The organism is Comamonas testosteroni ATCC 11996, from assembly GCF_000241525.1.
Taxonomy (GTDB): domain Bacteria; phylum Pseudomonadota; class Gammaproteobacteria; order Burkholderiales; family Burkholderiaceae_C; genus Comamonas; species Comamonas testosteroni.
The window spans coordinates 89,676-114,059 of sequence record NZ_AHIL01000043.1; the positions used below are offsets into that span (position 1 = coordinate 89,676).

19 protein-coding genes are annotated in these 24,384 nt (G+C 61.1%); 6 read left to right on the forward strand and 13 right to left on the reverse strand.

The window, feature by feature from the left end; translation table 11 throughout:
* Nucleotide 1: 1 nt before the first annotated feature.
* The 5 genes from CTATCC11996_RS18925 to CTATCC11996_RS18945 form a co-directional block, all read right to left on the reverse strand.
* Nucleotides 2–1,231, reverse strand: coding sequence for a GGDEF domain-containing protein (locus CTATCC11996_RS18925; RefSeq protein ID WP_003079222.1), 1,230 nt, complete (start codon nt 1,229–1,231; stop codon nt 2–4).
* A 176-nt stretch (nt 1,232–1,407) separates the two neighbouring features.
* Entirely contained in the window at nt 1,408–2,568 is a 1,161-nt protein-coding gene (locus CTATCC11996_RS18930; protein WP_003079224.1) for a YbdK family carboxylate-amine ligase, read from the reverse strand.
* Nucleotides 2,558–3,841: a cation:proton antiporter domain-containing protein gene (locus CTATCC11996_RS18935; RefSeq protein WP_003079225.1), complete on the reverse strand. Its 1,284-nt coding sequence runs from the start codon at nt 3,839–3,841 to the stop codon at nt 2,558–2,560. Before CTATCC11996_RS18935 ends, CTATCC11996_RS18930 begins: the two co-directional genes overlap by 11 nt.
* Before the next feature lie 398 nt (nt 3,842–4,239).
* A complete protein-coding gene (locus tag CTATCC11996_RS18940) occupies nt 4,240–5,415 on the reverse strand; it encodes a M20 aminoacylase family protein (protein WP_003079227.1) in 1,176 nt (391 codons plus the stop codon).
* A 15-nt stretch (nt 5,416–5,430) separates the two neighbouring features.
* Nucleotides 5,431–6,774, reverse strand: coding sequence for a DUF3100 domain-containing protein (locus CTATCC11996_RS18945; protein WP_003079229.1), 1,344 nt, complete (start codon nt 6,772–6,774; stop codon nt 5,431–5,433).
* 177 nt (nt 6,775–6,951) lie between these two features.
* Between CTATCC11996_RS18945 and CTATCC11996_RS18950 the strand changes: the two genes are divergently transcribed.
* The 3 genes from CTATCC11996_RS18950 (at nt 6,952) to CTATCC11996_RS18960 (ending at nt 9,929) form a co-directional block, all read left to right on the forward strand.
* On the forward strand, nt 6,952–7,890 hold the full coding sequence (locus CTATCC11996_RS18950; protein WP_003079231.1) for a LysR family transcriptional regulator: 939 nt from the start codon (nt 6,952–6,954) through the stop codon (nt 7,888–7,890).
* A gap of 91 nt (nt 7,891–7,981) precedes the next feature.
* On the forward strand, nt 7,982–9,142 hold the full coding sequence (locus tag CTATCC11996_RS18955) for an AAA family ATPase (RefSeq protein WP_003079233.1): 1,161 nt from the start codon (nt 7,982–7,984) through the stop codon (nt 9,140–9,142).
* Nucleotides 9,075–9,929, forward strand: coding sequence for a vWA domain-containing protein (locus CTATCC11996_RS18960; protein ID WP_003079235.1), 855 nt, complete (start codon nt 9,075–9,077; stop codon nt 9,927–9,929). The genes CTATCC11996_RS18955 and CTATCC11996_RS18960 overlap by 68 nt, the downstream gene beginning before the upstream one ends.
* 9 nt (nt 9,930–9,938) lie before the next feature.
* Here CTATCC11996_RS18960 and CTATCC11996_RS18965 read toward each other — a convergent pair whose 3' ends face one another.
* Nucleotides 9,939–10,340: a hypothetical protein gene (locus CTATCC11996_RS18965; protein WP_003079237.1), complete on the reverse strand. Its 402-nt coding sequence runs from the start codon at nt 10,338–10,340 to the stop codon at nt 9,939–9,941.
* A complete protein-coding gene (locus CTATCC11996_RS18970) occupies nt 10,337–11,695 on the reverse strand; it encodes an MFS transporter (RefSeq protein ID WP_003079239.1) in 1,359 nt (452 codons plus the stop codon). The genes CTATCC11996_RS18965 and CTATCC11996_RS18970 overlap by 4 nt, the downstream gene beginning before the upstream one ends.
* A gap of 88 nt (nt 11,696–11,783) precedes the next feature.
* Here CTATCC11996_RS18970 and CTATCC11996_RS18975 point away from each other — a divergent pair, with 88 nt between their 5' ends.
* The 3 genes from CTATCC11996_RS18975 (at nt 11,784) to CTATCC11996_RS18985 (ending at nt 15,405) form a co-directional block, all read left to right on the forward strand.
* Nucleotides 11,784–12,695, forward strand: a complete 912-nt coding sequence (locus CTATCC11996_RS18975; protein WP_003079241.1) for a LysR family transcriptional regulator — start codon at nt 11,784–11,786, stop codon at nt 12,693–12,695.
* 196 nt (nt 12,696–12,891) lie between these two features.
* Complete coding sequence (locus tag CTATCC11996_RS18980; RefSeq protein WP_003079243.1) at nt 12,892–13,248, forward strand: zinc ribbon domain-containing protein YjdM; 357 nt, start codon at nt 12,892–12,894, stop codon at nt 13,246–13,248.
* A 786-nt stretch (nt 13,249–14,034) separates the two neighbouring features.
* Entirely contained in the window at nt 14,035–15,405 is a 1,371-nt protein-coding gene (locus CTATCC11996_RS18985; protein WP_003079245.1) for an MFS transporter, read from the forward strand.
* A 144-nt stretch (nt 15,406–15,549) separates the two neighbouring features.
* Here CTATCC11996_RS18985 and CTATCC11996_RS18990 read toward each other — a convergent pair whose 3' ends face one another.
* From CTATCC11996_RS18990 to aceE, 6 genes are all read right to left on the reverse strand, one after another.
* Nucleotides 15,550–16,026 (reverse strand): GFA family protein, encoded by a 477-nt coding sequence (locus CTATCC11996_RS18990; protein ID WP_080569917.1) that lies wholly within the window; start codon nt 16,024–16,026, stop codon nt 15,550–15,552.
* A gap of 233 nt (nt 16,027–16,259) precedes the next feature.
* Entirely contained in the window at nt 16,260–16,574 is a 315-nt protein-coding gene (locus CTATCC11996_RS18995) for a HipA domain-containing protein (RefSeq protein ID WP_003079249.1), read from the reverse strand.
* 209 nt (nt 16,575–16,783) lie between these two features.
* Nucleotides 16,784–18,622, reverse strand: a complete 1,839-nt coding sequence (gene lpdA / locus CTATCC11996_RS19000; protein WP_003079252.1) for a dihydrolipoyl dehydrogenase — start codon at nt 18,620–18,622, stop codon at nt 16,784–16,786.
* 86 nt (nt 18,623–18,708) lie between these two features.
* Nucleotides 18,709–19,584 carry a hypothetical protein gene (locus CTATCC11996_RS19005; RefSeq protein ID WP_003079256.1) on the reverse strand — a complete coding sequence of 292 codons (876 nt, stop codon included), beginning with the start codon at nt 19,582–19,584 and terminating at the stop codon, nt 18,709–18,711.
* Between the two features lie 139 nt (nt 19,585–19,723).
* Nucleotides 19,724–21,418, reverse strand: a complete 1,695-nt coding sequence (gene aceF, locus CTATCC11996_RS19010; protein WP_003079258.1) for a dihydrolipoyllysine-residue acetyltransferase — start codon at nt 21,416–21,418, stop codon at nt 19,724–19,726.
* Nucleotides 21,419–21,436: 18 nt separating this feature from the next.
* Nucleotides 21,437–24,151, reverse strand: a complete 2,715-nt coding sequence (aceE, locus tag CTATCC11996_RS19015; protein WP_003079261.1) for a pyruvate dehydrogenase (acetyl-transferring), homodimeric type — start codon at nt 24,149–24,151, stop codon at nt 21,437–21,439.
* Between the last annotated feature and the right edge of the window lie 233 nt (nt 24,152–24,384).

The following is a 24,384-nucleotide window of genomic DNA, read 5'->3' on the forward strand; positions in this document are numbered from 1 at the left end:
CTCAGGCCCTTTCCCGGTTAGAAAGGCTTGATCTTCTTGCCTTGCTTTCTGGCGCCCGAGGCACAAGGTATTCGGGGTCCGCACGCTGAACGCGGTTGCGCCCGGCGCTCTTGCCCCGATAAAGAGCGACATCGGCCTGCTGCAGCGTGATGTCAAATGCCTGAGTAGAGATGAACGGATTGGAAATGCCAATCGTCGCCGTGCAAGTGACAGAGCCGTGCAGGCTGATGCCAGGTAGCGCGATTGCCGCAATCGCTGCACGTATTCTTTCGGCCAGTTGCAGAACTTCATCGCCCTTCAGGCCAGGGCAAAGGACCAGAAACTCCTCGCCGCCCAGACGACATTTCAGATCACTTCTGCGCGTGCTTTGCTGAATCGCTTCTGCCACGCGACACAGCACATTGTCGCCAAACTGGTGCCCATAGTTGTCGTTGATGCGCTTGAAATGGTCAATGTCCACGATCAAGAGGTGGACAGGTTCGGCTTTCCTGGCAGCGAAATGCGCCTCCAGTCCATCCAGCAAACCACGACGATTGAGCAGTTTGGTCAGCGGGTCCTGCGCTGCCATGCTGCCGAGTTCGTCGGTCAGGCGGCGCAACGCCAACCAGACAGCACCTGGCGGAATCACCGTGCCCAGGAAGGACATATAAATATAGAACACCATCTGGAAACGGCTGTTCATGTCCAAAGCCTGCAAGCCGCCCTGCAGGATCAGCACGAACTTCATGACATTGAGAATGCAGATGCCGCAGATCAGAATGGCAAACACCATCATCTCCACGGCCATATTCCTGGCAAAGCTGCGCGCTCCCCAGAGCAAAGTGATCGTCATGCAGAGAAACAGCAAAGCACATGCTGCGGCCAACATGGCATGACGCGCCTCCGGACCCAGCGTAGACTGCACCAGCATCTGAGCCGCGCTGTAGGCCAGCGCCAGAACCAGCAACGGACGCCATACCGGCGTCGGCCGATTGAAAAACCGCATCGCGCCCAGCACATACACTACCGGCGCACACAGCGTCAGCGTGTGATTGACGAGGCTCATCACACTCCAGCCAGGCTTGCCGCCCAGCAGCTGCAATATATACGCGCAGCCAAGCAGCAGATTGCCCAGAGCAAAGACTTCCATGCCCATTTTTCTGCGGGGCAGCCTGCGACTGATCAGCATGAACAGCACGCAAAAACACAACAGATGCACGCAGAGCATGCCAAGGATGACGGTCGCAACCATGAAATCGCTCATTTCCGATAAAGGTAGGCGCCGCTTGGCTCAGGCAATGAAAAAAGCCGGACCTGCGGGTCAAAGCAGGACTGGCACAGGCTTTACTCAAGCCTTATCAACCCGCACTCTTAATTAAGTGTTGGCAACTCTAATGCCTTGCGCCGAGCCGATAATGTCAACGCCAATCAGGGCCTGCCGGCGAATCTGAGCGAAGCCTGGCGTACCACCTCCGGCAACTGCTGCACCCGGGCATAGCTCTCGCGCAGCCAGCTCGCATCGTTGCCGCCCTGCAGCACCTGGGCCAGCTCCCGCAAAGCGCTCTTGCCTGATGCCGGCGCATGGCTGGTGATGCGTTCCAGCGTTTGTTCAATATGCTCGCGCAGCGGCAGTTGCTCGCTGGTGGCGGGGTCCACATAAGTGCCGTCCAAGCCGAAGCGACAGGCCTGGAAGCGGTTATAGGTATAGACCAGATAGTCGTCCTCGCTGGGCACGAAGGGCTGCTCGCTGAGGAACCAGGCGCCCAGCGCCTGAACATAGGCCGCCAGTTGCGCCGCGCGGTGGATGGACAGCGGCGTATCGAAGACACGTACTTCCACAGTGCCGAACTCCGGCTTGGGACGGATATCCCAGTAAAAATCCTTCATGCTGTGAATCACGCCCGTGGCCGCCATCTTGGCGAAGTAGCGCTCGAAGTCTTCCCAGTGCAGAGCAAACGGCGCACGACCCGAGAGCGGAAATGCGAACACCGAGTTCAGGCGCGCAGAGTCAAACGCCGTATCCTGCCCCTGCACAAAGGGGCTTGATGCCGACAGCGCGATGAAATGAGGGATATAGCGTGAAAGCCGGTGAAGCATCATCAACGCATCGTCGGCACTGGGACAGCCCACATGCACATGCTGACCAAAGATGGTGAACTGCTTGGTCAGATAGCCGTACAGCGCCGTCAGCTCCTTGAAGCGCGGCTTGTCGTAGATGCGCTGCTGGTGCCATTGCTGGAACGGGTGCGTGCCGCCACCGGCCAGCGCAATATTGAGTCGGTCGGCCGCCTTGACCAAGGCATCGCGCGTAACAGCCAGCTGCTCATAGGCGTCCTGTGCATCCTGACAGATGCCGGTCGAGATCTCGATCATGCTGGAGGTCACCTCCGGCACGATGGAGCCCGGCACCTTGGCATTCTTGAGCAAAGCCAGCATATCGGGCGCATATGGCGTCATATCGTAGTGATGGGTGTTGAGCAGCTGCAACTCCAGCTCCACGCCCAGCGTCAAAGCCTGTGATGGCGCAAATTCGCCCAGACCGCCGACCTCCGCCGCAGCCGGCTGACTTTGTTCTATCTCATGCGTCATGGCGCTTCCCCCCTCTTTGCAAGGCCGCTCGACCCACTCCGCGATGGGCATCGCCGCTGCGCCAGAGTGCGGTAGCAGCCAGCAACACGCCCAATACCTCGCACACTACAATCACCGGCAGGGCAATGGCAGCCACCTGCTGGGCCACGCTGGCGTTGAAGGCGGTCCATTGCAGCGCGATACCGGACAGCATCAGCAGAGCCAGACCCGACAAAGCCAATTGCCCGCAAGCCACAGGCCACTGCCTGCGCCAGCCTATCCCGGTCCCCAGGCCCAGCAGCAAGATGGAGCCGAACTTCCCCAGAATCCTCGCCAGGACGACGCTGGCGACCACCGAAACCATGGCCCAAGACAGGTTCACCTGAGAGGCCATGCTGGCCACCAGCACGAACATCAGCAGATTGAGCATGGCATGGGCAGCCTGAAAGGCCTGGGGCCAGACCAGGGGCATGGGGCTGAAATTGCGCAACATCAGCCCAGCAACCACGAAGCCGAGTGCGGCCGAGCCACCCCATTGTTCGGCCAGCAGACAGACCGCAGCCATGGCCGCCAGCAGATACAGGGCCGTGGTGTCGCTGCGCGATGACTGCCAGCGCAGCACCGGCCAGAAGGCAACCGTGACCAGCAAGGCCCAGAACAGAGTCAGAAGCAAGCTCAGCAGCAAGCGTCCAAGGCCCGCCGTCGAGAATTGCAGGCCTCCGCCCGCCGCTTCGGCGACCGGCACAAACACTACCGTCAGCACCAGCGCCCCCAGCAGCGCCAGCAAGGTACTGATGGTGGCAAGAAGCAGGCTGCGATCGGTCACCGCACCGCTGGCACGCAGATCATCGGCAATACGCAGCAGCACGGCCGGCGAGGCCGCCATGGAAATCACACCAACGCCCAGCGCCACGGCCCAGCCCCAGCCCAGCGCCAGCAAGGTCGCAGCCACCACGGCCAGCGTGACCAGGGACTCGCCAAGGCTTTGCAGCATCAACCAGGGCTGGCGCAGCAGCCAGGGCAAGGAGACCTGGGAGGCCGCCAGCAACAAGCTGGCGCCCACGGCCACCTCCAGCAGCAAGGCCGTGCTGCCCTGCAACGGCCAGGGCAGATCGCCAAATCCCACCCAGCCGGCCACGAGGCCGACCAGGGTGTAGCCCAGCATGCGCGGATAGCCGGAAAAACGGTGAACCATATGGCCAAGCAAGGCTGCAGCCGCTACCAGCACGCACCAGCTCAGCAGCGGCGGAAAACCGGCAGGCCAGATGCCCGCCTCCAATTTGCCAAACGGCATAAAGCGCCCTCCTGTATCAAGACCCGTACAGTGCGACAAAGTCACGGCACCAGGGTTGGTGCAGGCAGCGTTGCGAGAGATGCGGTCAGCGCCGCTTGAAAGCCCGGACATGCGCCGGAATGCAACACCTGCTATTGCGCGACCAGCTCTTCTCCAGAGGATCAAGGCGGTCGCCACGCACGCTCCGTGGCCTGCCTGGAACACAACAGGCACTATCGCGGAGCGCTACAAACATCATAGGGGCGCCAGGTCGAATGGCGTTACAGGGTGTCAGCCTTCCGACATTTCTGTGTCCGAATGCATTGCATGTTAGAGTTTTGCAAATTGTCCAAGTATGAAAAATGCCGGGCTCAACCTTGCGTTGCCCCGGCATTGATTCATGTGAAAAAGCCCTTCTGTCAGGCCGGCAGCTTGCCGCCCTTCAGCAGCGCGCCCACCAGTTCCACCCAATAACGCATGCCCAGCGGCAGATTGGCGTCATTGAAGTCGTACTTGGGGTTGTGCAGGGAAGCGCTGTCCTCGCCATTTCCCAGCCAGATATAGACACCCGGGCACTCCTGCGCCATGAAGGCAAAGTCTTCCGAGGCCATGCTGGGCACCATGTCCCGGCGGACCTTGCCTTCGCCCAGCACGTCGGTCAGCACTTCGGCGCAGACTTCGGCATGCTGGGGGTTATTGATGGTTGCAGGGTAGCTGACGCGGTAGTCGAGCTGGGCCTCCAGTCCGTGCAGCGCGCAGGTCGCGGCAATCGCATCGCGAAAACGTTGCTCGATGCGCGCGCGCTGAGCCATGTCGAAGCAGCGCACAGTGCCGCGCAGCTTGATGGCTTCGGGCATCACGTTATAGGTATCGCCGGCGTTGAAGCTGGTCACGCTCAGCACGGCCGGCTTGTGCACCTCCTGCTCACGCGCAATCAGCGCGGGCAGCTGCGTCACAAGCTGGCAGGCCGCCAGCAGTGCGTCTTTGCCCAGATGCGGCATGGCGGCATGGCAGCCCTTGCCGGTCAGCGTCAGATCGAAGATGTCAAAGGCCGCCATCACGGCCGTGGAATGCACTGCCGCCGTACCTACGGGCAGGCCCGGCCAGTTGTGCATGCTGTAGACCGCGTCCATGGGGAAGCGCTTGAACAGCCCTTCCTCGATCATGGCGCGCGCGCCACCTTCGTTTTCCTCGGCAGGCTGGAAGATGAAATGCACGATACCGGCAAAGTCGGGGGCCGAGGCCAAAGCCTGGGCCGCCCCCAGCAGCATGCTGGTGTGGCCGTCATGGCCGCAGGCGTGCATACGGCCAGCGTGCGTGGACGCATGCTCGCACTGGTTGAGCTCCGTCACATTCAGCGCATCCATATCGGCGCGCAGGCCGATGGAGGGACCCGCGCCCAGATTACCCTTGAGCACGGCAACCACGCCCGTACCGGCCAGGCCGGTGTGCACTTCCAGACCGAAGCTCTTGAGCAGCTCGGCCACGCGTGCGCTGGTTCGGTGCTCCTGAAACGCGGTTTCGGGATGACGATGAAAGTCATGGCGCCAGGCTTGCAGCTCCTGCTGACCGGGCCATTTGATGGTGTTCATCATGGTCTTGCTCCGTTTTTACAGCGTGTGGACAAAGGTCTGGGCGATCAGCGTCGCGGCCAGGAACACACCGGCATTGGCCAGCAGCGAAACCACAACGATGCGCCAGCCCAGACGGCGGAAGGCCGGGATGTCCTTGGCCAGTGACAGGCCCGCAAACGTCAGCATGGGCGTGATCATGGCCAGGAAGTTGACCTTGCCGGTCAAAGCTGCCACTTCGGCGGCATAAGGCGTGAGCGGGAAGGTCATGGCCATGGCGATGAACGAAATCCAGCACACGGCGGGCAGCATGCGGCGCGTGCCGACATAGATCAGGTCGCCGACAAACACGGCGGCAATGATGAGCAGCACGCCAGGCAGCGCATCCATCACGGGAACGCCATGGCCGATGCGGTTGCCGATCAGCACCATGGCGCCGACCAAAACCCAGGAAGCGAAGCGCATGCCCAGACCCAGCGCCGGAACCTGCGCCTGTTCTTCATCCTTGGCGGCAGACAGGTCTACCGCCTGCTCCACCACGGCCTGCTTGCGCTTGCGGCCCAGAATCGGCTCCAGCCATTGATAGGCACGCAAGGCCAGGGGCAGCGAGATGAACAGCGTCAGATAAGTGCCCACCGTCGTCGCAATCAGATTGGCGGCAGCAGCAAAGGTGGCAATCTGGTCGCTCATCTCGGGATGCTGGGCGGCAATCGCGCCCACGGCGGCTGCCGTCATGCTGCCCGAGCCCACACCGGCGCCCATGCCCAGGGCCAGGGGGTGGAAGATATTGAGGCTGGAGACAAAGCCTGCCATCAGCGAGATGAAGATGGCACCGATCAGCGTACCGGTAATGTACTCGGCCAGCACGCCGCGGCCTTCGGGCGAATCCATGCCGAAGCGCTCGCCGATGATGGCCAGACCCGGTTCACGACCGATGGAGAACGTCGCGCCAATCGCTTCGCGCTTGATGCCCAGCAGCAGCGCCACCGGCATGCCCAGGGCCACGCAACCGACCAGATTGCCCAACTCCTGCAGCACCAGCCCCCAGCCGACCTCCGCCAGCTTCGGCAGCGAGCCACCGACCAGCAGACCCAGCTTGGCAATGAACAGAAACAGCGCGCAAGACAACACGGCAGCGGCCAGATTCTGGCTGTACAGGCTCAGCTGCAGCGGGCCGGGCATGCGCTTGCGCAGCAGACCCAGCACCAGGCCAATGAGCAGCGCCCAGATCATGGGCAGCAGCACCACCTTGCCCACGCCCAGCGCAATGGGCAGCGGCCCCAGCCACTCGGACAATGCTGCAATCACCAGCGCCAGCGCAAATACCTGCACCACGCTGCCCACATTCAACGCGGCCTTGGCCGGCTGCACCTCTGTACGCATCAACTTTCCTTGCGCACGACGGCCGCTGCCGACGCGCTGAAATAGCTTTGAACCCTGAAAATGGGCACGGCCAGCCCAAGCTGGCGCTCACCCATGCGGGCGCTGAATATAACAATGCATTTATTGCATACGCATTCTTTTTCTGTTCTAAAAAAGTGAACATACGTATGAATACAGATGCAATTTGGCGACGACAATCGCCGCATGCCCGCCTTTCAAGACTCCCGCGCCCGCTATCTGTTTGAAGCCGTCTACTGCGGCTCTGTCCGTGCCGCAGCCGAAAAACTGGGCATCGTGCCCTCGGCCGTCAGCCGCCAGATCAGCCTGCTCGAAGAGGAACTGGGCGTTGCCCTGCTGGAGCGCCACCGCAGCGGCGTGGTGCCCACCGAAGCCGGCCAGCTGCTGCTGGACTATCACCGCGAACACACGGCCCACCGCCACGACATGCTGGCCAAGGTCGATGCGCTGCGCGGGCTGCACAGCGGCAGTGTCAGCGTGGTCAGTGGCGAGGGCTTTGCGCAGGAGCTGATCGACGGACCCATTCGCAATTTTCGCCAGCAATATCCGGGCGTCAGCATCTCGCTGGAAATCTACGGCACGACCGAGATCATGCGCCGCATTCGCGAGGACGCTGCCGAGATCGGCCTGGTCTACTACCCACCCGCCGACAGCCATATCACCGCGCGCGGTGCGGCGCGCCAGCCCATGCATGCCATCGTGCATGCACAGCACCCGCTGGCCAGCGCTGAGCAAACCTCGCTGCAGGAGCTCAGCCAATGGCCTGTTGCCATGCTTCAAGGCGTGTATGGCATTCGCCAGCTCGTGGAGTATGCAGAACACAAGGACAAGATCCACCTCAGCCCTGCTCTGACCAGCAATCTCATCAGCGTGCTGCTGGCCTTTGTCACCAGCGGCCAGGGCGTGACCTTGCTGCCGCCCTGCTCCGTCACGGCCGAGCTGGCAAGCGGGCGCCTGCGCGCCATTCCCATTCACAACCCTGCATTTCAGGACGCGGAGATGCAGCTCATCACCCGCACCGGCCGCCATCTATCCCCGGCCGCCAATCGCTTTCTGCTCTACTGCATGCAAGGCATGCAGGCGTTTCAGGAGCCATGAGCGACTTGCCGTCCATAAGGCCAAGACTCTGAGTCATGGCCGCCTGCGCACGCTCAGAACACCGCTGCACTTGCCTTAGACTGCAGGCAGCATGCAAACCAGTCTGGCTCTCACTCCTTCGCAACTGAGCGAATTCCTTCTCAACGTCGCCACCGTGCGCCCCGTGTTCATCTGGGGTCCACCCGGTATTGGCAAATCGGCACTGGTACAGAACTTTGCGCAAAGCGTGGGGCTTGATTGCGTGTCCCTGCTGGGCAGCCAGCTCGCACCAGAGGATCTGCTGGGCGTGCCGCAGATCATTGACGGCGTGACTCGCTTTTGCCCGCCCGCAATGATTGCGCGCGAGCAACCTTATTGCCTGTTCCTGGACGAGCTCAATGCCTGCAGCCAGGATGTGCAAAAAGCTTTCTACAGCCTGATCCTGGAGCGCCGCGTGGGCGAGTATGTGATGCCCGAGGGCTCCATCGTGATCGCGGCTGGCAACCGGGCTCAGGATTCCGCGATTGTGCGCACCATGTCCTCGGCCCTGGTCAACCGCATGATTCATGTGCAGCTCAAGGTCAGCGCCAGCGAGTGGCTGCAATGGGCGCAGCAGGCCCAGCTGCATACGCTGGTGCTCGAATACCTGGCCCAGCGTCCCGACCATCTGTGGAGCCAGCCGCCCAAGCATGAAGAGGCGTTTTCCACGCCGCGCTCCTGGCATATGCTGAGCGACGCCTTGCAGTCCTATGGCGATGCGCTGAACCTGCATACGCTCGAAGCCCTTGGCAGCGGCTGCCTCACGCCCCAGCATGCGGCGCAGTTCAAAGCCTTCTACAAGCTGGCCGAGGACCGCCACCGTCTGGATGCCATTTTCAAGGGCGACGCCAACTGGCCTCATGCGCCGCAGGACAGAGATGTGCTGTATTTCCTGGCCCAGGCCTTCCGCGCGCGTCTGCTCAAGATCCTGCCCGCCGACAAGCAGCAAAGCGGCGGCGAGTTGCAGCAAACCGTGCACCGCTCCAAGGCCATGCTCAAGGAGCTGGCCCAGATCAGCCTGGAAATGGCCCAGATCGTCGCCACCGAAAGCGACGGCCAGACCCTGCCCGCCTGGTATATGGTGGAAATCGTGCGTGACCTGCCACGCCTGGTGGAAGCGCGCGAATGTGGCCTGCGACTTTGTCATCAACGACTGGCTGATCCAGATGGACGTGGGTCAACCGCCGGGCATTGGCCTGCTCTACGACCCGGAGCTGCGCGGGCTGGCAGCTGAAGAGGTCTACGACCGCATCGCGAGCGATCTGCGCCGCATGCGCAAGCTGCGCACCCTGGCCGGTGGCCAGGGCGACATGCTGGAGCGCAATGTGCGAGGTCAGCGCAACGCGGGCGACTACACCGATATCGACGAGTTCTGCCGCACCCAACTGGGCAAAGGCCTGCTGCGCCACGAGCAAAGCGCACGCGGGCTGCTGCCCGCGGGATTGATCGAGGAAATCCGCGCTCTGCTGCAGCCGCCGATTGACTGGCAGGTGGAACTGGCACGCTGGTTCGATCACCACTTTCCGCCCATAGAGACGCGGCGCAGCTATGCCCGCATAAGCCGCCGTCAGAGCGCCACGCCCGATATACCCAGGCCCCGCATTCAGGCCGACAGCCGCTGGCTGGAAGGCCGCACCTTCGGCGTGGTGCTGGACACCTCGGGCTCCATGGAGCGCCATGTGCTTGCCAAAGCACTGGGGGCCATCGCCAGCTATGCCGAGGCCAAGGATGTGCCCGCTGCACGCCTGATCTGCTGCGACGCTGCCGCCTACGACCTGGGTTATCTTCCAGTCGCCGACATTGCCCAGCGCATTGCCCTCAAAGGTCGTGGCGGCACCGTGCTGCAACCGGGCGTGGATCTGCTGCTTGAGGCCGACGACTTTCCCAACGACGGCCCCATCCTCATCATCACCGATGGCCAGTGTGACCCACTGCGCGTGCCACGCGAGCATGCCTATCTGTTGCCTGCAGGACGCAGGCTGCCGTTTCGCACAGCTGCGCCCATCTTTGCGATGGGCTGAGATTCAAGATCAAGCAATAGCTGTCTCGTGCAGCGCATGCCACAGCACGCCGCCAGCTGCGACTTCCAGAATGGCCGTGGAATAGCGCGCATGGCTATGGCCGGCCAGCATATGTGCTTCGCGGTAGCGCAGCGCGATATGTGAGCCCGCCTGCCAGATGGTTGTCAGTTCATCCACCGCCATCTGCAAACCGGGCCTGCCGCCAGCAGCGCTCTCAAACATCTGCTGTACCTGGGCACGCGTCACGATCCGGCCGCCTGTGGTGACCATGCTGAAGCCTTCGGCAAACACCTGCATCAGCGCCTTGGTAGCGGCCTGGGCGGCATCGCCCTTTTGAGTAAAAACGGTCTGGATCAGCGCATGCACATCGTTAATGCTTTGTGCGGCGGCTTTGAGGTTCTGGTCGTTCATTCCTGGCTTTTTCTCAATGTGTGTAAACAGGTCAGCGGCAGCAGCCCAACCAGGGCGGCAACGGCAAAGCTTGCGTGATAGGCCGACAGCGCACCGGTATGCGGCTGCAGCAGGTTGAAGATCATCAGAAACAGGGCCGCGCCCACGCTGAATGCCATCTGCCGGTTGATGTTCCAGACCACGCTGGCCTGGGGCAGTTCCGAGCCGTGAAAATCCATCAACGCCGTGGTTTGTGCGGCATTGGCAGCCAGACCGCCGCCCAGGCCCATCAGGGCATAGGCGAGCACCAGGGTTAGCAGATCGCCCGCGCTGTTCACCGCCATCAGGCAGGCAATACCCAGGCTGTGCAGCAGCAGACTGACCACAAACAGCGGCCTCGCCCCCACGCGGTTGTAGATGCGGCCGCACATCAGCATGGCCAGCAGCGCGCCGCCGGCATAGACCAGCATGAACATGCCCGAGCGCTGGGCGCTCAGTGCCAGCAGGTCCTGCAGAAAAAACAGGCTCAGTAGATTGACGCCCGTAAACACGCCGGGCACGGCGTAGTACACGGCCATGGACACCCACAGGCGTGGGCTGCGCAGCAGGCGCAGCTCGACCACTGGGTCTGCCGCGTTGCGCCAGTGCCGCAAATAGAGCACGCTGGCTGCCAGACCGAGCGCAAGACACAGCAGCGCCCCAACCCGGCCACGGCCTGCACCGTACAGCGACATGCCCATGAGCACAGCAGTCAGTGCCGTGCTGATCAGCAGCAGTCCGTTCATATCCGGCTTGGCTGCGACCGACGGCTCGAATGACCCTGCCGAATCGCGCACCCAGCACCAGGCCAGCAGAGCGGCTGCCAGAGCCAACGGAATATTGGCAAAAAACACCCAGCGCCAGGAACTGCTGTCCACAATCAGCCCACCCAGTCCCGGTGACAAAGCCGGTGCAATCAGGGCCACGGCCATGACCAGGGTGGAGATGCGTGCACGCTCCGCCCCCTGAAACAAGGCAAAGGCCATGGCCTGCCCGACGGGAATCAACAGCCCGCCGGCCATCCCCTGCACGAAGCGCCAAACCACCACGGCCGTAAAGCTGCCCGCCATGCCGCAAGCGGCCACAGCCAGTGCAAACACCAGCATGGAAGCTGCCAGCAAACGCCGCGCGCCCCAGCGGCCGGCCAACCAGGTGCTGATGGGAATCACCAAGGTCAGGCCCAGGATGTAGGCATTGCCCACCCAGGCGGTGTCCAGGCTGGCTGTCTCGAACTCGGCAGCCAGACGCGGCAAGGCGACTGCGGGCATGAAGATATTGATGCAGTCTATAAAAAACCCGGTCAAAAACACCAGGGCAATGCGGTAACGGTAGCTCATGTCTGTCCTTTGAGCTGCGCATGGTAGGCAGCGCAGTTGCCCGAGTCGATACCGCTATGCTTGATACTTTGTTTGACCAAACTGAACAATGGCCGCCATCACAAGCACTGCCACCCACACCCAGCTTCACCGAGTGCAGACTTTTCTGGCCGTGGTGGAACTGGGCAGCTACACCAAGGCTGCCGACTACCTGAACATCAGCAAAGCCATGGCCAGCCTGCATGTAAAGGCGCTGGAAGAAGCCCTGTCCATTACCTTGCTGGTGCGCAGCACGCGGTCGGTGGCGTTGACGGAAAGCGGCCAGCAGTTCTATGACGAGTTCAAGCAGATCTTCGGCCATATCGAAGCTGCATTTGACAATGCCCAGCACGGCAGCCGCCGCCTGCGCGGACAGTTACGCATCAGCACCACGGCCGAGTTCGGCGAGCGCTATGTGCTGCCGCTGATCCCGCAGTTTGTGCAGCGCTACCCAGGCATTGCCATCAGCCACGATGCCAATTCCTCGCTCAGTGATCTGGTGGCCGAAAAGCTCGACCTGGTTGTGCGCCTGGGCAGCCTGGCCGATTCCAGCCTCAAAAGCCGCAAGCTGGCAGATTATGAAATCTGGCTGGTCGCATCGCCCCGGTTGACTGGTCTGCAAGCCGTGCAGCAGCCGCAAGACCTGGCCGATCTGCCCTGGATTGCCAACAGTAATCTGGACAGCCCCACGCACTGGGTGCTGGAAAGCGCCCAGGGCCAGCAAACCGAGGTGCAGGGCCGCGCCGCCCACCAGTCCAATTCATCGAGCGCGATTCGTGCGCTGGCGCTGGCGGGCCTGGGTGTAGCCGTGCTGCCCGACTGGCTGGTGCAGGACGATGTGCGCAGCGGCCAGCTGCAGCGCGTGCTGCCCGAGTACGCCCTGCCCAACCAGCCGATTCATCTGGTCTTCCCCGGCAGCCGCCACCTGCCGCGCAAGACACGGGTGTTCATCGACTTTCTGGCCGAGCATCTGGTGCGTTGATTTCCCACAAAAAACTCAAGACAAAACAAGCTCTGACGCTTACCCAGAAAGCGCCAGCAGCTATCAAAAAAACAAAATTCATGCCATGCGGCGGCGCCCTAGCCTCGGGCATGGTCGTCTTGCAATCCGCACCAATCCGGGACACTACTGTTTAGCAGCTAGGCTTGGTGCTTACTCTTTGAACGGAAGCGAATCCTTGAGCACAGCCACCCTCCCCTCTTGCCCCCAATGCGGTCTGGACAACACCTATCCCGATGGCGATCTGCTGATCTGCCCCGATTGCGCCCATGAATGGTCGGTCCATGCAGAAACCATTGCCGATGAAGACAACGGCCCCCGCATCATCAAGGATGCCAACGGCACGCCACTGGCCGACGGCGACAGCGTGCTGCTGGTCAAGGACCTGAAGGTCAAGGGTTCCTCTACCGTCATCAAAAAAGGCACCAAGATCAAAGGCATTCGCCTGGTCTATGACAACGGCGACCATGACGTGGACTGCAAGACGGATCAGGGTCCATTCATTCTCAAATCCGAGTTTCTGAAAAAGGCCTAACGCAGCCCTCCCCATCGCTGCCCACTGCGATGCCCTCCAACGCCCGGAGCCATGCCGGGCGTTCCTTCAAGCACCATGTGGCGGCTCAACAGTTCTGGCAACCCGCTGGTACAAATAGAAGCCCAACCGGTCCCGGCCCTGATATTCAAAGCGCTGGCCGTTATCAAAAAACAGACTCAGCCACATCAGCCATCCGCAAATGAAACGGCTGCCTGTCCCCGCGCAAGTACAAGCTCAGGGCAACATGGCTCTCAATGGCACACGCCATCGCCGCGCAAAACTGCCGCTTCTTCCACCGCCTCGCTGCGGCAAGGCCGACCCTAAGGCTTACCCTCGGATGTCATGATCTGGCAATTTAATTGCGGCATGCGTTAAGTCCATTCAGGGCACCGGCCCTACATTGCCCCTCGAACTCCTTGATTTCTGCCCCTGCAGAGGTCAAGACAGGCTGATGCATACCTCGTGCGCAGCCAGGTCCAGGCCATGAAGGGCAATAGCAGGAAATGAACCGGGAACTCGAAGGCAAGCAACCCAATCACTGGTCACAGTCACAGTCACAGTCACAGTCACCGCACTGGCCTGGAGAGATCCTGGCACAAAGACTTGGCAGCCTATGCCTCACAGGTTTGACGCTGTGGGCCTGCGCAGTTCCCCCCTGCATCAAGACAACAACTAAAAGCCCTGCCTAGCCCTAGCACTGCGGCTTGCAGCGTCTACGTCGTGATGCTTGCAACTCGTGCAGCAGGGATCCGCCCATCGCCCCATACCAACTTCCAAGAGACAAGCATGACCCCAAGCGCGACGACCATTTCGGGTGCAACGCCCAGGCAGGATACCAGCCATGACATCGATGCAGACAACGCGCTGTATGCCAAGGTCAGCTGGCGGCTGCTGCCCCTGCTGCTGATCTGCTACATGGTCGCCTACCTGGACCGCATCAACATCGGCTATGCCCAGATCCAGATGAAGCAGACGCTGGATTTCGGCGACGCTGCCTACGGCTTTGGCGCGGGTCTGTTCTTCATCGGCTACTTTCTGTTCGAAGTGCCCAGCAATCTGCTGCTGGAGAAGATAGGCACGCGCAAGACGCTGATGCGCATCATGCTGGTCTGGGGCGTCATCGCCACGGCCATGGCCTGGGTCTCCACTCCCATGCAGTTCTATGTGGCGCGTTTTCTGCTGGGCGCCTTCGAAGCCGGCTTCTTTCCCGGCGTCATTCTCTACTTCACCTACTGGTACCCCTCGGCCCGCCGTGGCCGTGTGATCTCCATCTTTCTCTCAGCCGTCATGGCCATGGCCATCGTGGCCGGACCGCTGTGCGGCGCCATCCTCAAATATATGGATGGCATCGACGGCCTGCATGGCTGGCAATGGCTGTTTCTCATCCAGGGCCCTCCCGCCTGCATGCTGGGCCTGATCCTCTACTTCTATCTCCAGGACAGGCCAGCCGACGCAAAATGGCTGACAGACGCCGAAAAAGCGCGCCTGCAACACAACATCGCCAACGACGGCGGCCAAGTTGCTCATCATGGCGGCCACGGGCACAAGGCGGCCCACAGCAGCGCCACTCTGGGCCAGCTGCTGCGCGACCCCAAGGTCTATGCCCTGTCACTGGTGTATTTCATGATGCACGGTGCCACCTATCTGTTTGTCTTCTGGATGCCTACCGTGATTCAGGGCCTGGGCGTGCAGGACGTGCTGCATGTCGGCATCTACTCGGCCATTCCCTTTGTCGCAGGCTTCTTCGGCATGATTGCCTTCGGTGCCAGCTCCGACCGGTTCCGCGACCGCCGCTGGCATCTGTTCATCGCCACCGGCATGGCCATTGCTGGCCTGCTCGTCACCCTGCAGATGCACGGCCATCTCGAAGGCTCGCTGATTGCACTGGCCTTCACGCTGATCGGCCTTGCGGCCCTTCCCCCGCTGTTCTTTGCCCTGGTCAGCGACTATCTGTCACCTGCCGTGGCCGCCGGCGGCATAGCGCTCATCAGCAGCCTGGGCAACTTGGGCTCGGCCGCCAGCCCCACGCTGGCCGGCCTGCTGACCCAGTACACAGGCAACAAGCACTACAGCATCTATCTGGTGCTGGTCATGCTGGTCCTCTCGGCACTGGTGCTGATGGTGGCAGTGCGCAGCGCCAAGACCAGGCGCGCCTGACCCATGCCGGGCGCGCTTGCCGGGCTGCGCCCCGCCTGTACCTCCCGCCAGTCTATCTGGCTGGCTGTTTCGATGCGGAACGCAGAAAATTTCAGTAAAAACGACCGCTAACGCTTTCCTGCAAATCGTTAGTAGCTATCAAAATCATTCTTCCAGCTGCACTTCGGCCAAGGGATTCGCCTTGTAACTCAGCCAGCCTGCCGCCACAGACTTGCCTCCAGAAGCGCCTGCGCGGCGGTCATTGGGATGCGAGCGTCCCTCACTCACCACCACTTCGGCAAAGTCAAACGGGCTCATGCCTTCAATACAAGCCACATTCACTCCGTACTGATGCGGCGACGAGCGCCGCTGGTGAAAGGTATAGATGCCGCAGTGCTTGCAGAAGAAGTGCCTGGCCTGCCCGGTGTTGAACTGGTAGAGCGTCAGCGCGTCCTGCCCTTGCAGCACCTCGATTCCGCTCAAATCAGCCGACACCGCCACGGCCCCGCGCATGCGGCAAAACGAGCAATTGCAGCGCCGCGCGGTGTTCAGTCCGTCGCTTAGCAGAACGGTAAAACGCACTGCACCGCAGTGGCAGGCAGCTTGGAGCGGACGGGAAAAATCAAGGCTGGTACTGAGCATGGTTGTCTCCATCAAGTGGCAGTTTTGTGGCGAGCACTGAAATCAATGGCATCCAATATCGGCCAAATCAGACTCAAGCGCTTATTTATCAGGCGCAAGCAGCTATGAAGTTTTTAAATTTCCCGATCAGGAAATTTTTCGACTTGTTGCAGCTGATCTAAATACATATTTCCCGTTCGGGAAATTTAATTGATATCGCCGCTTTCCGTTTTAGAGTGAAATCACCCGCGCGTTCAGACCAAACGCCGCAGCGTCAAGGTGCAGCGCTGCTCAATCAATTGCACGATCTGCTCCACCACGGCATTGCCCACAAAGCCATGCGGTGGCGCGGCCTGCAGCTTGCGGGCGGCGGTGGGTAGCTCATTCGCCAACTGCTGCAAACGCTTGCGCGTCGCAGCCTTGGCTAGACCTGCTTCTTCGGCAAACTGCTCCCAGTGCCTGGCCTCCAGCTCGCGGAACTTGTATTTGCTGCCCAGCTTCATAGCCATCTTGGGCGTCAGCTGGGGGTAGACCGCTGTAGCCAGCAGGTCGTAGAACGGTGCCAGCACAGAACTCCTACCCCGTACAGCAGCGAAAGACTCTTGCCATGCACATCATGGTTGCCAATCAGCGCATTGAAGCTCAGCAGGCATAGAAAATATAAAAATCAGATATGCCTCCAGCGCTTGCCAATTCAGCGCAAGCAGCCATCAAAGTAAAAAAGGCAGCCCGAAGGCTGCCTTTGCTTTGATCAAGCGATAACGCTTGATCGCTGCGCTTACTTACGCACTGGTGGCACGTCCGTGCAGGAACCATGCGCCACTTCCGCAGCCATGCCGATGCTTTCGCCCAGCGTGGGATGGGGGTGGATGGTCTTGCCGATATCCACGGTGTCTGCGCCCATTTCGATGGCCAGGGCGATCTCACCGATCATGTCGCCAGCGTGCGTGCCGACCATGCCGCCGCCCAGGATGCGGCCGTGGCCGTGGGCTTCGGGGGAGTCATCAAACAGCAGCTTGGTGAAGCCTTCGTCGCGGCCGTTGGCGATTGCGCGCCCGGACGCAGCCCAGGGGAACAGGCCCTTCTTGACCTTGATGCCTTGTGCCTTGGCCTGGTCTTCGGTCAGACCCACCCACGCCACTTCGGGGTCGGTATAGGCGACCGAAGGAATCACGCGGGCGTTGAAGGCAGCGGAAGCCAGTTCCTTGTTGCCTTGCAACTCGCCTGCGATGACTTCAGCGGCCACGTGCGCTTCGTGCACGGCCTTGTGCGCCAGCATGGGCTGACCCACGATGTCGCCGATCGCGAAGATGTTGGGCACGTTGGTGCGCATCTGGATGTCGACGTCGATAAAGCCGCGGTCTGTCACGGCCACGCCAGCCTTTTCGGCGCTGATCTTCTTGCCATTGGGCGTGCGGCCCACGGCTTGCAGAACCAGGTCGTAGGTCTGGGGTTCGGGCACGGTGACGCCGTCCTTGGCAGGAGCAAACGTGACCTTGATGCCTTCGGGCGTGGCTTCGGCACCCACGGTCTTGGTGTTGACCATGATGTTGTCGAAACGTGGCGCGTTCATCTTTTGCCAGACCTTAACCAGATCGCGGTCAGCACCCTGCATCAGACCGTCCATCATTTCCACCACGTCCAGGCGCGCGCCCAGCGTGCTGTAGACGGTGCCCATTTCCAGGCCGATGATGCCGCCACCCAGAATCAGCATGCGCTTTGGCACTTCCTTCAGGTCCAGGGCGCCGGTGGAGTCAACCACGCGGGGGTCTTTGGGCATGAAGGGCAGGTGCACGGCTTGCGAGCCTGCGGCAATGATGGCGTTCTTGAACTGAACAACCTTCTTGCTGCCGGTCTTTTCCTGGCCGGAACCGGTGGTTTCTTCGACTTCGATGTGGTTAGCCGACACGAAGTTGCCGTAGCCGCGCACGACGGTGACCTTGCGCATCTTGGCCATCTGGCCCAGACCGCCGGTCAGCTTGCCGATGACCTTTTCCTTGTGGCCGCGCAGCTGGTCGATGTTCACTTCGGGAGCAGCAAACTTCACGCCAGCCACTTCCAGGTGCTTGACTTCGTCCATCACGGCAGCCACGTGCAGCAGCGCCTTGGATGGGATGCAACCCACGTTCAGGCAGACGCCGCCCAGAGTGGCGTAGCGCTCGACCAACACGACCTTCAGACCCAGGTCGGCAGCGCGGAAGGCTGCGGAGTAACCGCCGGGGCCACCGCCCAGAACGACGACGTCGCAGTCCATGTCCACGGTGCCGGCAAAGTTGCTGGCCACGGGAGCAGGAGCAGCAGCCACGGGGGCTGCCACAGGTGTTGGAGCGGCTGCGGCAGGCGCAGGGGCTGCTGCCTGAGCAGGTGCGGCGGCGCCGGCTGCGGCTTCCAAAGTCAGCACCAGCGAGCCTTCGGCAACCTTGTCGCCGACCTTGACCTTGATTTCCTTCACGACGCCGGCATGGCTGGAAGGAATCTCCATGGAGGCCTTGTCGCTCTCCACGGTAATGAGGGACTGGTCCACGGCCACGGTGTCGCCGGGGTTGACCAGCAGTTCGATCACGCCCACTTCGGCGAAGTCGCCGATATTGGGCACCTTGATATCGATGAGGCTCATATGCGCTCCTATCTTGGTTTTTGTCTCTGCGCCGCCTGATCGCTCAGGCCGCTCAAACGGTTTATTCGGTCTTTGAAACTGAGCCTTCAGCTCCAGTCAAAGGTCTGCAGCACGGTGCGGCTTTGGGGTTCGTAGAACAACAGAATTTCGCAGTCGCTACCGGTGAATTCACTGGCATAGGTGCTGGTAATGAATTCAAAGGGCGCGCCGGTTTCCGGGTGGATGGGGTGAATGCCATCGTCGGTGCCGGTGTCGCTGAGCAGCTCGTTGGTGAGGTTGCTCCAGTTACCGCCCCACGCGGGCCCGCCCAGTACGCCGAGCAGATAACGGCCACTCGTCGAGTCATAGCAGTCTGTGCCCGGCTCGTACAAAGGCAGCTTGGCGACTTCAGCAGCGTCGTCCCAGGGCTTGGCTGCGTTCCAGCCGTGGGTCAGAAAGTCTTGCCTGGCCTGCTCATAGATCGCATGCTGAAGCGCGTAATGCAACTCCATGACGTCGTTCCACGAGTATTTGGCTTCGTGATGCAGCTCAAACGGGGGCTGTGCGCCCAGTTTGACCAGCTCACGGTGCATGTCCCTAACCTCGCGCCAACTGGAATTTTTTTCCGCCCACTCCGCACGGTGTTGCTCGAGCATGAAGTAGCGCCAATCGCCCAGCAGCTCGTACTTGCCTGCGTCGTTCAGCTTGAAAGCCAGCCAGTCGGGCTTGAGCAGCGCATTTCCAAACTCCTCACCTCCCCACTCCCCCACGCGCCCGTCATAGGGCTCACAAGGTGCCAGAAGATGAATCGGCCCACTCCAGCTATCGTCAAGCAGCGCCAGATCGATGGTGACGAGCGGCAGAAGGTGCCGCGCGTATTTCTCGACCGGCTCTGCGAAGACGTCAGCAGCTTCCGGAAAAGGCCGGATGCCGGGGATGACGCCACGCAGATGCTCAATGGGGTGCTGTCGAAGGTTCTTCATCTCGCTCGTGTCACTCACAGACTGGCAAGGTGGGCTCGCAAGGTGAAGCGCAAGAGCATCAAAAAAGATAGCTTCTCGCGCAATTCAGATAAGCGCTGCAGGCCGATTTCATTCAAAACCGACCTGCCCTGTGACTACCTTACAGCAGGATGCGACGGTAGTCGGCCAGCACGGCACCCAGATAGGCGTTGAAACGCGCGGCAGCTGCGCCGTCGATGACACGGTGGTCGTACGACAGGCTCAGAGGCAGCATCAGGCGCGGCACGAACTGCTTGCCGTCCCACACGGGCTTCATGGCGCCCTTGGACAGACCCAGGATGGCGACTTCAGGCGCATTGATGATGGGCGTGAAGTTGGTGCCGCCGATGCCGCCCAAAGACGAAATCGAGAAGCAGCCGCCTTGCATGTCTGCAGCGCCCAGCTTTCCGTCACGGGCCTTCTTGGCCAGCTCGCCCATTTCCTGGCTGATCTGCAAAATGCCCTTCTTGTCGGCGTCCTTGAGCACAGGAACGACCAGGCCGTTCGGCGTGTCGGCGGCAAAACCGATGTTGAAGTACTGCTTGTAGACCAGAGTGTCGCCGTCCAGAGAGGCATTGAACTCGGGGAACTTCTTGAGCGCAGCCACCACGGCCTTGATCACGAAAGCCAGCATCGTCACCTTGACATCACTCTTGGCCTTGGCGCTTTCGGCATTGGTCGAAACGCGGAAGGCTTCCAGCTCGGTGATGTCGGCCTCGTCATTGTTGGTGACGTGAGGGATGACCACCCAGTTGCGGTGCAGGTTGGCGCCTGAGATCTTCTTGATGCGCGACAGTTCCTTGCGCTCGACAGCGCCAAACTTGGCGAAGTCGACCTTGGGCCAGGCCAGCACTTCCAGACCGCCGACGTTGCCGCCGGAAGACTTGGGAGCCACAGCCTGCTGAGCCAGGGTCTGCACGGCACCGGCCATCACCGACTTGGTGAAGGACTGGATGTCTTCTGCCGTGATGCGGCCCTTGTTGCCTGAACCCTTGACTTCTGCCAGAGGAACGCCCAGTTCACGAGCGAACTTGCGCACCGAAGGTGATGCGTGGGGCAGCTGACCCGAGGGAGCCACGGTGGGATTGTGCGCAGGAGCAGCCACAGAAGCCGATGCCACGGGGGCGGAGGCAACAGGAGCAGCTGCCACAGGTGCAGCGGCCTGAGCGGGTGCAGCCACGGGGGCAGCAGCTTGCACAGGAGCGGCTGCGGGCGCAGCGCCCTGCACCGTGATCTGACCGACCACGTCACCGATGTTGACGGTGTCGCCGAGCTTGATGCTCAGCGCGGTAATGGTGCCGGCTGTGGGCGATGGAATTTCCATCGAAGCCTTGTCGGACTCGACAGTGAACAGCGATTGCTCGACGGCCACGGTGTCGCCCACCTTGACCAGCATTTCAATCACGGCCACGTCCTTGAAGTCACCGATATCGGGGATCTTCAGGTCCACGGTCGACGAGGCAGCAGGCGCGGATGCAACAGAAGCAACCGGTGCAGCAGCCACAGGAGCGGCGGCCACGGGCGCAGGTGCTGCAGCCACGGGAGCTGGAGCAGCCGCTGTCGGTGCGGGGGCCGCGTCAGCGGTTTCCAGCACCACGATCACGGAGCCTTCCTTGACCTTGTCGCCCAGAGCGACCTTGATCTCTTTGACCACGCCAGCGTGGCTGGAAGGGATCTCCATGGAAGCCTTGTCGGACTCCACGGTCAGCAGGGACTGCTCGACCTTGATGGTGTCACCCACCTGGACCAGCACTTCGATCACGCCAACTTCGGAGAAGTCGCCGATGTCGGGGACTTTGATGTCTGTCAATGCCATGTTCGATATCTCCCGTTCTTAGGCGTACAGCGGGTTGATCTTGTCGGTGTTGATACCGTACTTCTTGATCGCTTCGGCCACTGTCGTGGCGTTGATCTTGCCTTCATCAGCCAGGCCGCGCAGTGCAGCCACGACGATGTAGTGACGGTTGACTTCGAAGTGCTCGCGCAGCTTGGAGCGGAAGTCCGAACGGCCGAAGCCGTCGGTACCCAGCACCTTGTAGGTACGGCCCTTGGGCATGAAAGGACGGATCTGCTCGGCGTAGGCCTTCATGTAGTCGGTCGATGCGACCACCGGACCTGCATGACCAGCCAGCTGTTGCGTCACGAAAGGAACCTTGGCGGCTTCCAGGGGGTGCAGCATGTTGAAGCGCTCCACGTCCTGTCCTTCGCGGGTCAGTTCGTTGAACGATGGGCAGCTCCAGACGTCGGCAGCAACGCCCCAGTCCTGCTCCAGCAGCTCTTGCGCCGCAAACGATTCGCGCAGGATGGTGCCCGAACCCAGCAGTTGCACGCGCAGACCGCTCTCGGGAACCTTCTGACCAGGCTTGACCATGTACATGCCCTTGAGAATCTGCTCTTCCGTGCCGGCTTCCAGGCCAGGCATGGGATAGTTCTCGTTCAGCAGGGTGATGTAGTAGAAGATGTTTTCCTGGTTCTGCACCATGCGGCGCAGGCCGTCTTGCATGATGACTGCCACTTCGTGAGCGAAGGTGGGGTCATAGGACACGCAGTTGGGGATGGTGTTGGCCAGGATGTGGCTGTGACCGTCTTCGTGCTGCAGACCTTCGCCGTTCAGCGTGGTACGACCGGAAGTGCCGCCCAGCAGGAAGCCGCGCGCTTGCAGGTCGCCCGCTGCCCAGGCCAGATCGCCAATGCGCTGGAAGCCGAACATCGAGTAGTACACATAGAACGGGATCATGACCCGGTTGCTATGGCTGTAGCTGGTGGCGGCAGCGATCCAGCTGGACATGCCGCCGGCTTCGTTGATGCCTTCCTGCAGGATCTGACCGGCCTTGTCTTCGCGGTAGTACATCACCTGGTCCTTGTCGACCGGCGTGTATTGCTGACCAGCGGGGTTGTAGATACCGATCTGACGGAACAGGCCTTCCATACCGAAGGTACGGGCTTCGTCCACCAGGATTGGCACCACGCGGGGGCCGATGTTCTTGTCGCGCAGCAGCTGCGTCAGGAAACGCACATAAGCCTGGGTCGTGGAGATTTCACGGCCTTCGGGTGTGGGCTCCAGAATCGCCTTGAAGGTGTCCAGCGAAGGAGCAGTGAACTTCTCGTCGGCTTCCTGACGGCGGTGTGGCAGGTAGCCCCCCAGAGCCTTGCGGCGCTCGTGCAGGTACTTCATTTCCGGCGTATCGTCGGCCGGCTTGTAGAAGGGGATGTCAGCGATCTGGCTGTCAGGAATTGGGATGTTGAAACGGTCGCGGAAGGCCTTGATGTCCTCGTCGCTCAGCTTCTTGGTCTGGTGAACGTTGTTCTTGCCTTCACCAATCTTGCCCATGCCAAAGCCCTTGACGGTCTTGACCAGCAGCACGGTAGGCTGACCTTGGGCAGTGTTGGCAGCGGCGAAAGCAGCGTAGACCTTCTGCGAATCGTGGCCACCGCGGCGCAGATTCCAGATTTCGTCGTCGGACATGTGCTCAACCAGCTTCAGAGCGCGGGGATCGCGGCCGAAGAAATGCTTGCGCACGTAGGCACCATCGTTGGCCTTCATGGCCTGATAGTCACCGTCGTTGCACTCCATCATGATCTTCTTGAGCACGCCGTCCTTGTCCTTGGCCAGCAGCTCGTCCCAGCCCTTGCCCCAGATCAGCTTGATCACGTTCCAGCCGGAACCGCGGAATTCGCCTTCCAGTTCCTGGATGATCTTGCCGTTGCCGCGCACAGGGCCGTCCAAGCGCTGCAGGTTGCAGTTGATGACGAAGACCAGGTTGTCCAGCTTTTCACGAGCGGCCAGACCGATCGCGCCCAGGGATTCCACTTCGTCCATTTCGCCGTCGCCGCAGAACACCCAGACCTTGCGGTTTTCGGTGTTGGCAATGCCGCGGGCGTGCAGGTACTTCAGGAAGCGAGCCTGGTAGATGGCCATCAGCGGGCCCAAGCCCATGGACACCGTGGGGAACTGCCAGAAGTCTGGCATCAGCTTGGGGTGGGGGTAGCTCGACAGACCCTTGCCGTCCACTTCCTGGCGGAAATTCAGCAGTTGCTCTTCGGAGATACGGCCTTCCAGGTAAGCGCGGGCGTAGATGCCGGGCGAGACGTGACCCTGGATGTACAGGCAGTCGCCGCCGTGGTTTTCGTTCTCGGCGTGCCAGAAATGGTTGAAGCCGGCCGCAAACATATTGGCCAGCGATGCGAAGGAGCCGATGTGACCACCCAGGTCGCCACCGTCAGCGGGGTGCAAGCGGTTGGCCTTGACCACCATCGCCATGGCGTTCCAGCGCATGTAGGCGCGCAGACGGCCTTCGATTTCGAGGTTGCCAGGGCACTTGGCTTCCTGGTCAGCCTCGATGGTGTTCACGTAGCCGGTATTGGCCGAGAAAGGCATGTCCACGCTGTTCTGGCGAGCGTGTTCAAGCAGATCCTCAATCAGCTTGTGGGCATAGTCCGCACCTTCGCGGTCGATCACCGCAGAGAGGGCGTCCATCCACTCGCGCGATTCTTGTTGGTCCAGGCCGGCAGGCAAGCCAGCGCCTTTGGGATCAGTCTGAGCTGTCATTGTGAGTGTCTCCTTCGAGAGGGGGTAGCTTTATCACGAAGCAGTGAGTGCAGCGTCAACCGGGTGCGGCAAGCGCCACACCGCATAACGCGTGGCACAGCACCTTCGGGTGCTCCCCGGATTAAACCGATTCACTGTGTCGATCGCTGGCAAGTTTCGCACATTTTTTTTGAATTTCAAATTGTGCTTTGTGATTTCACTATATAAAAAAATGCTGCAAATGCACATACAGT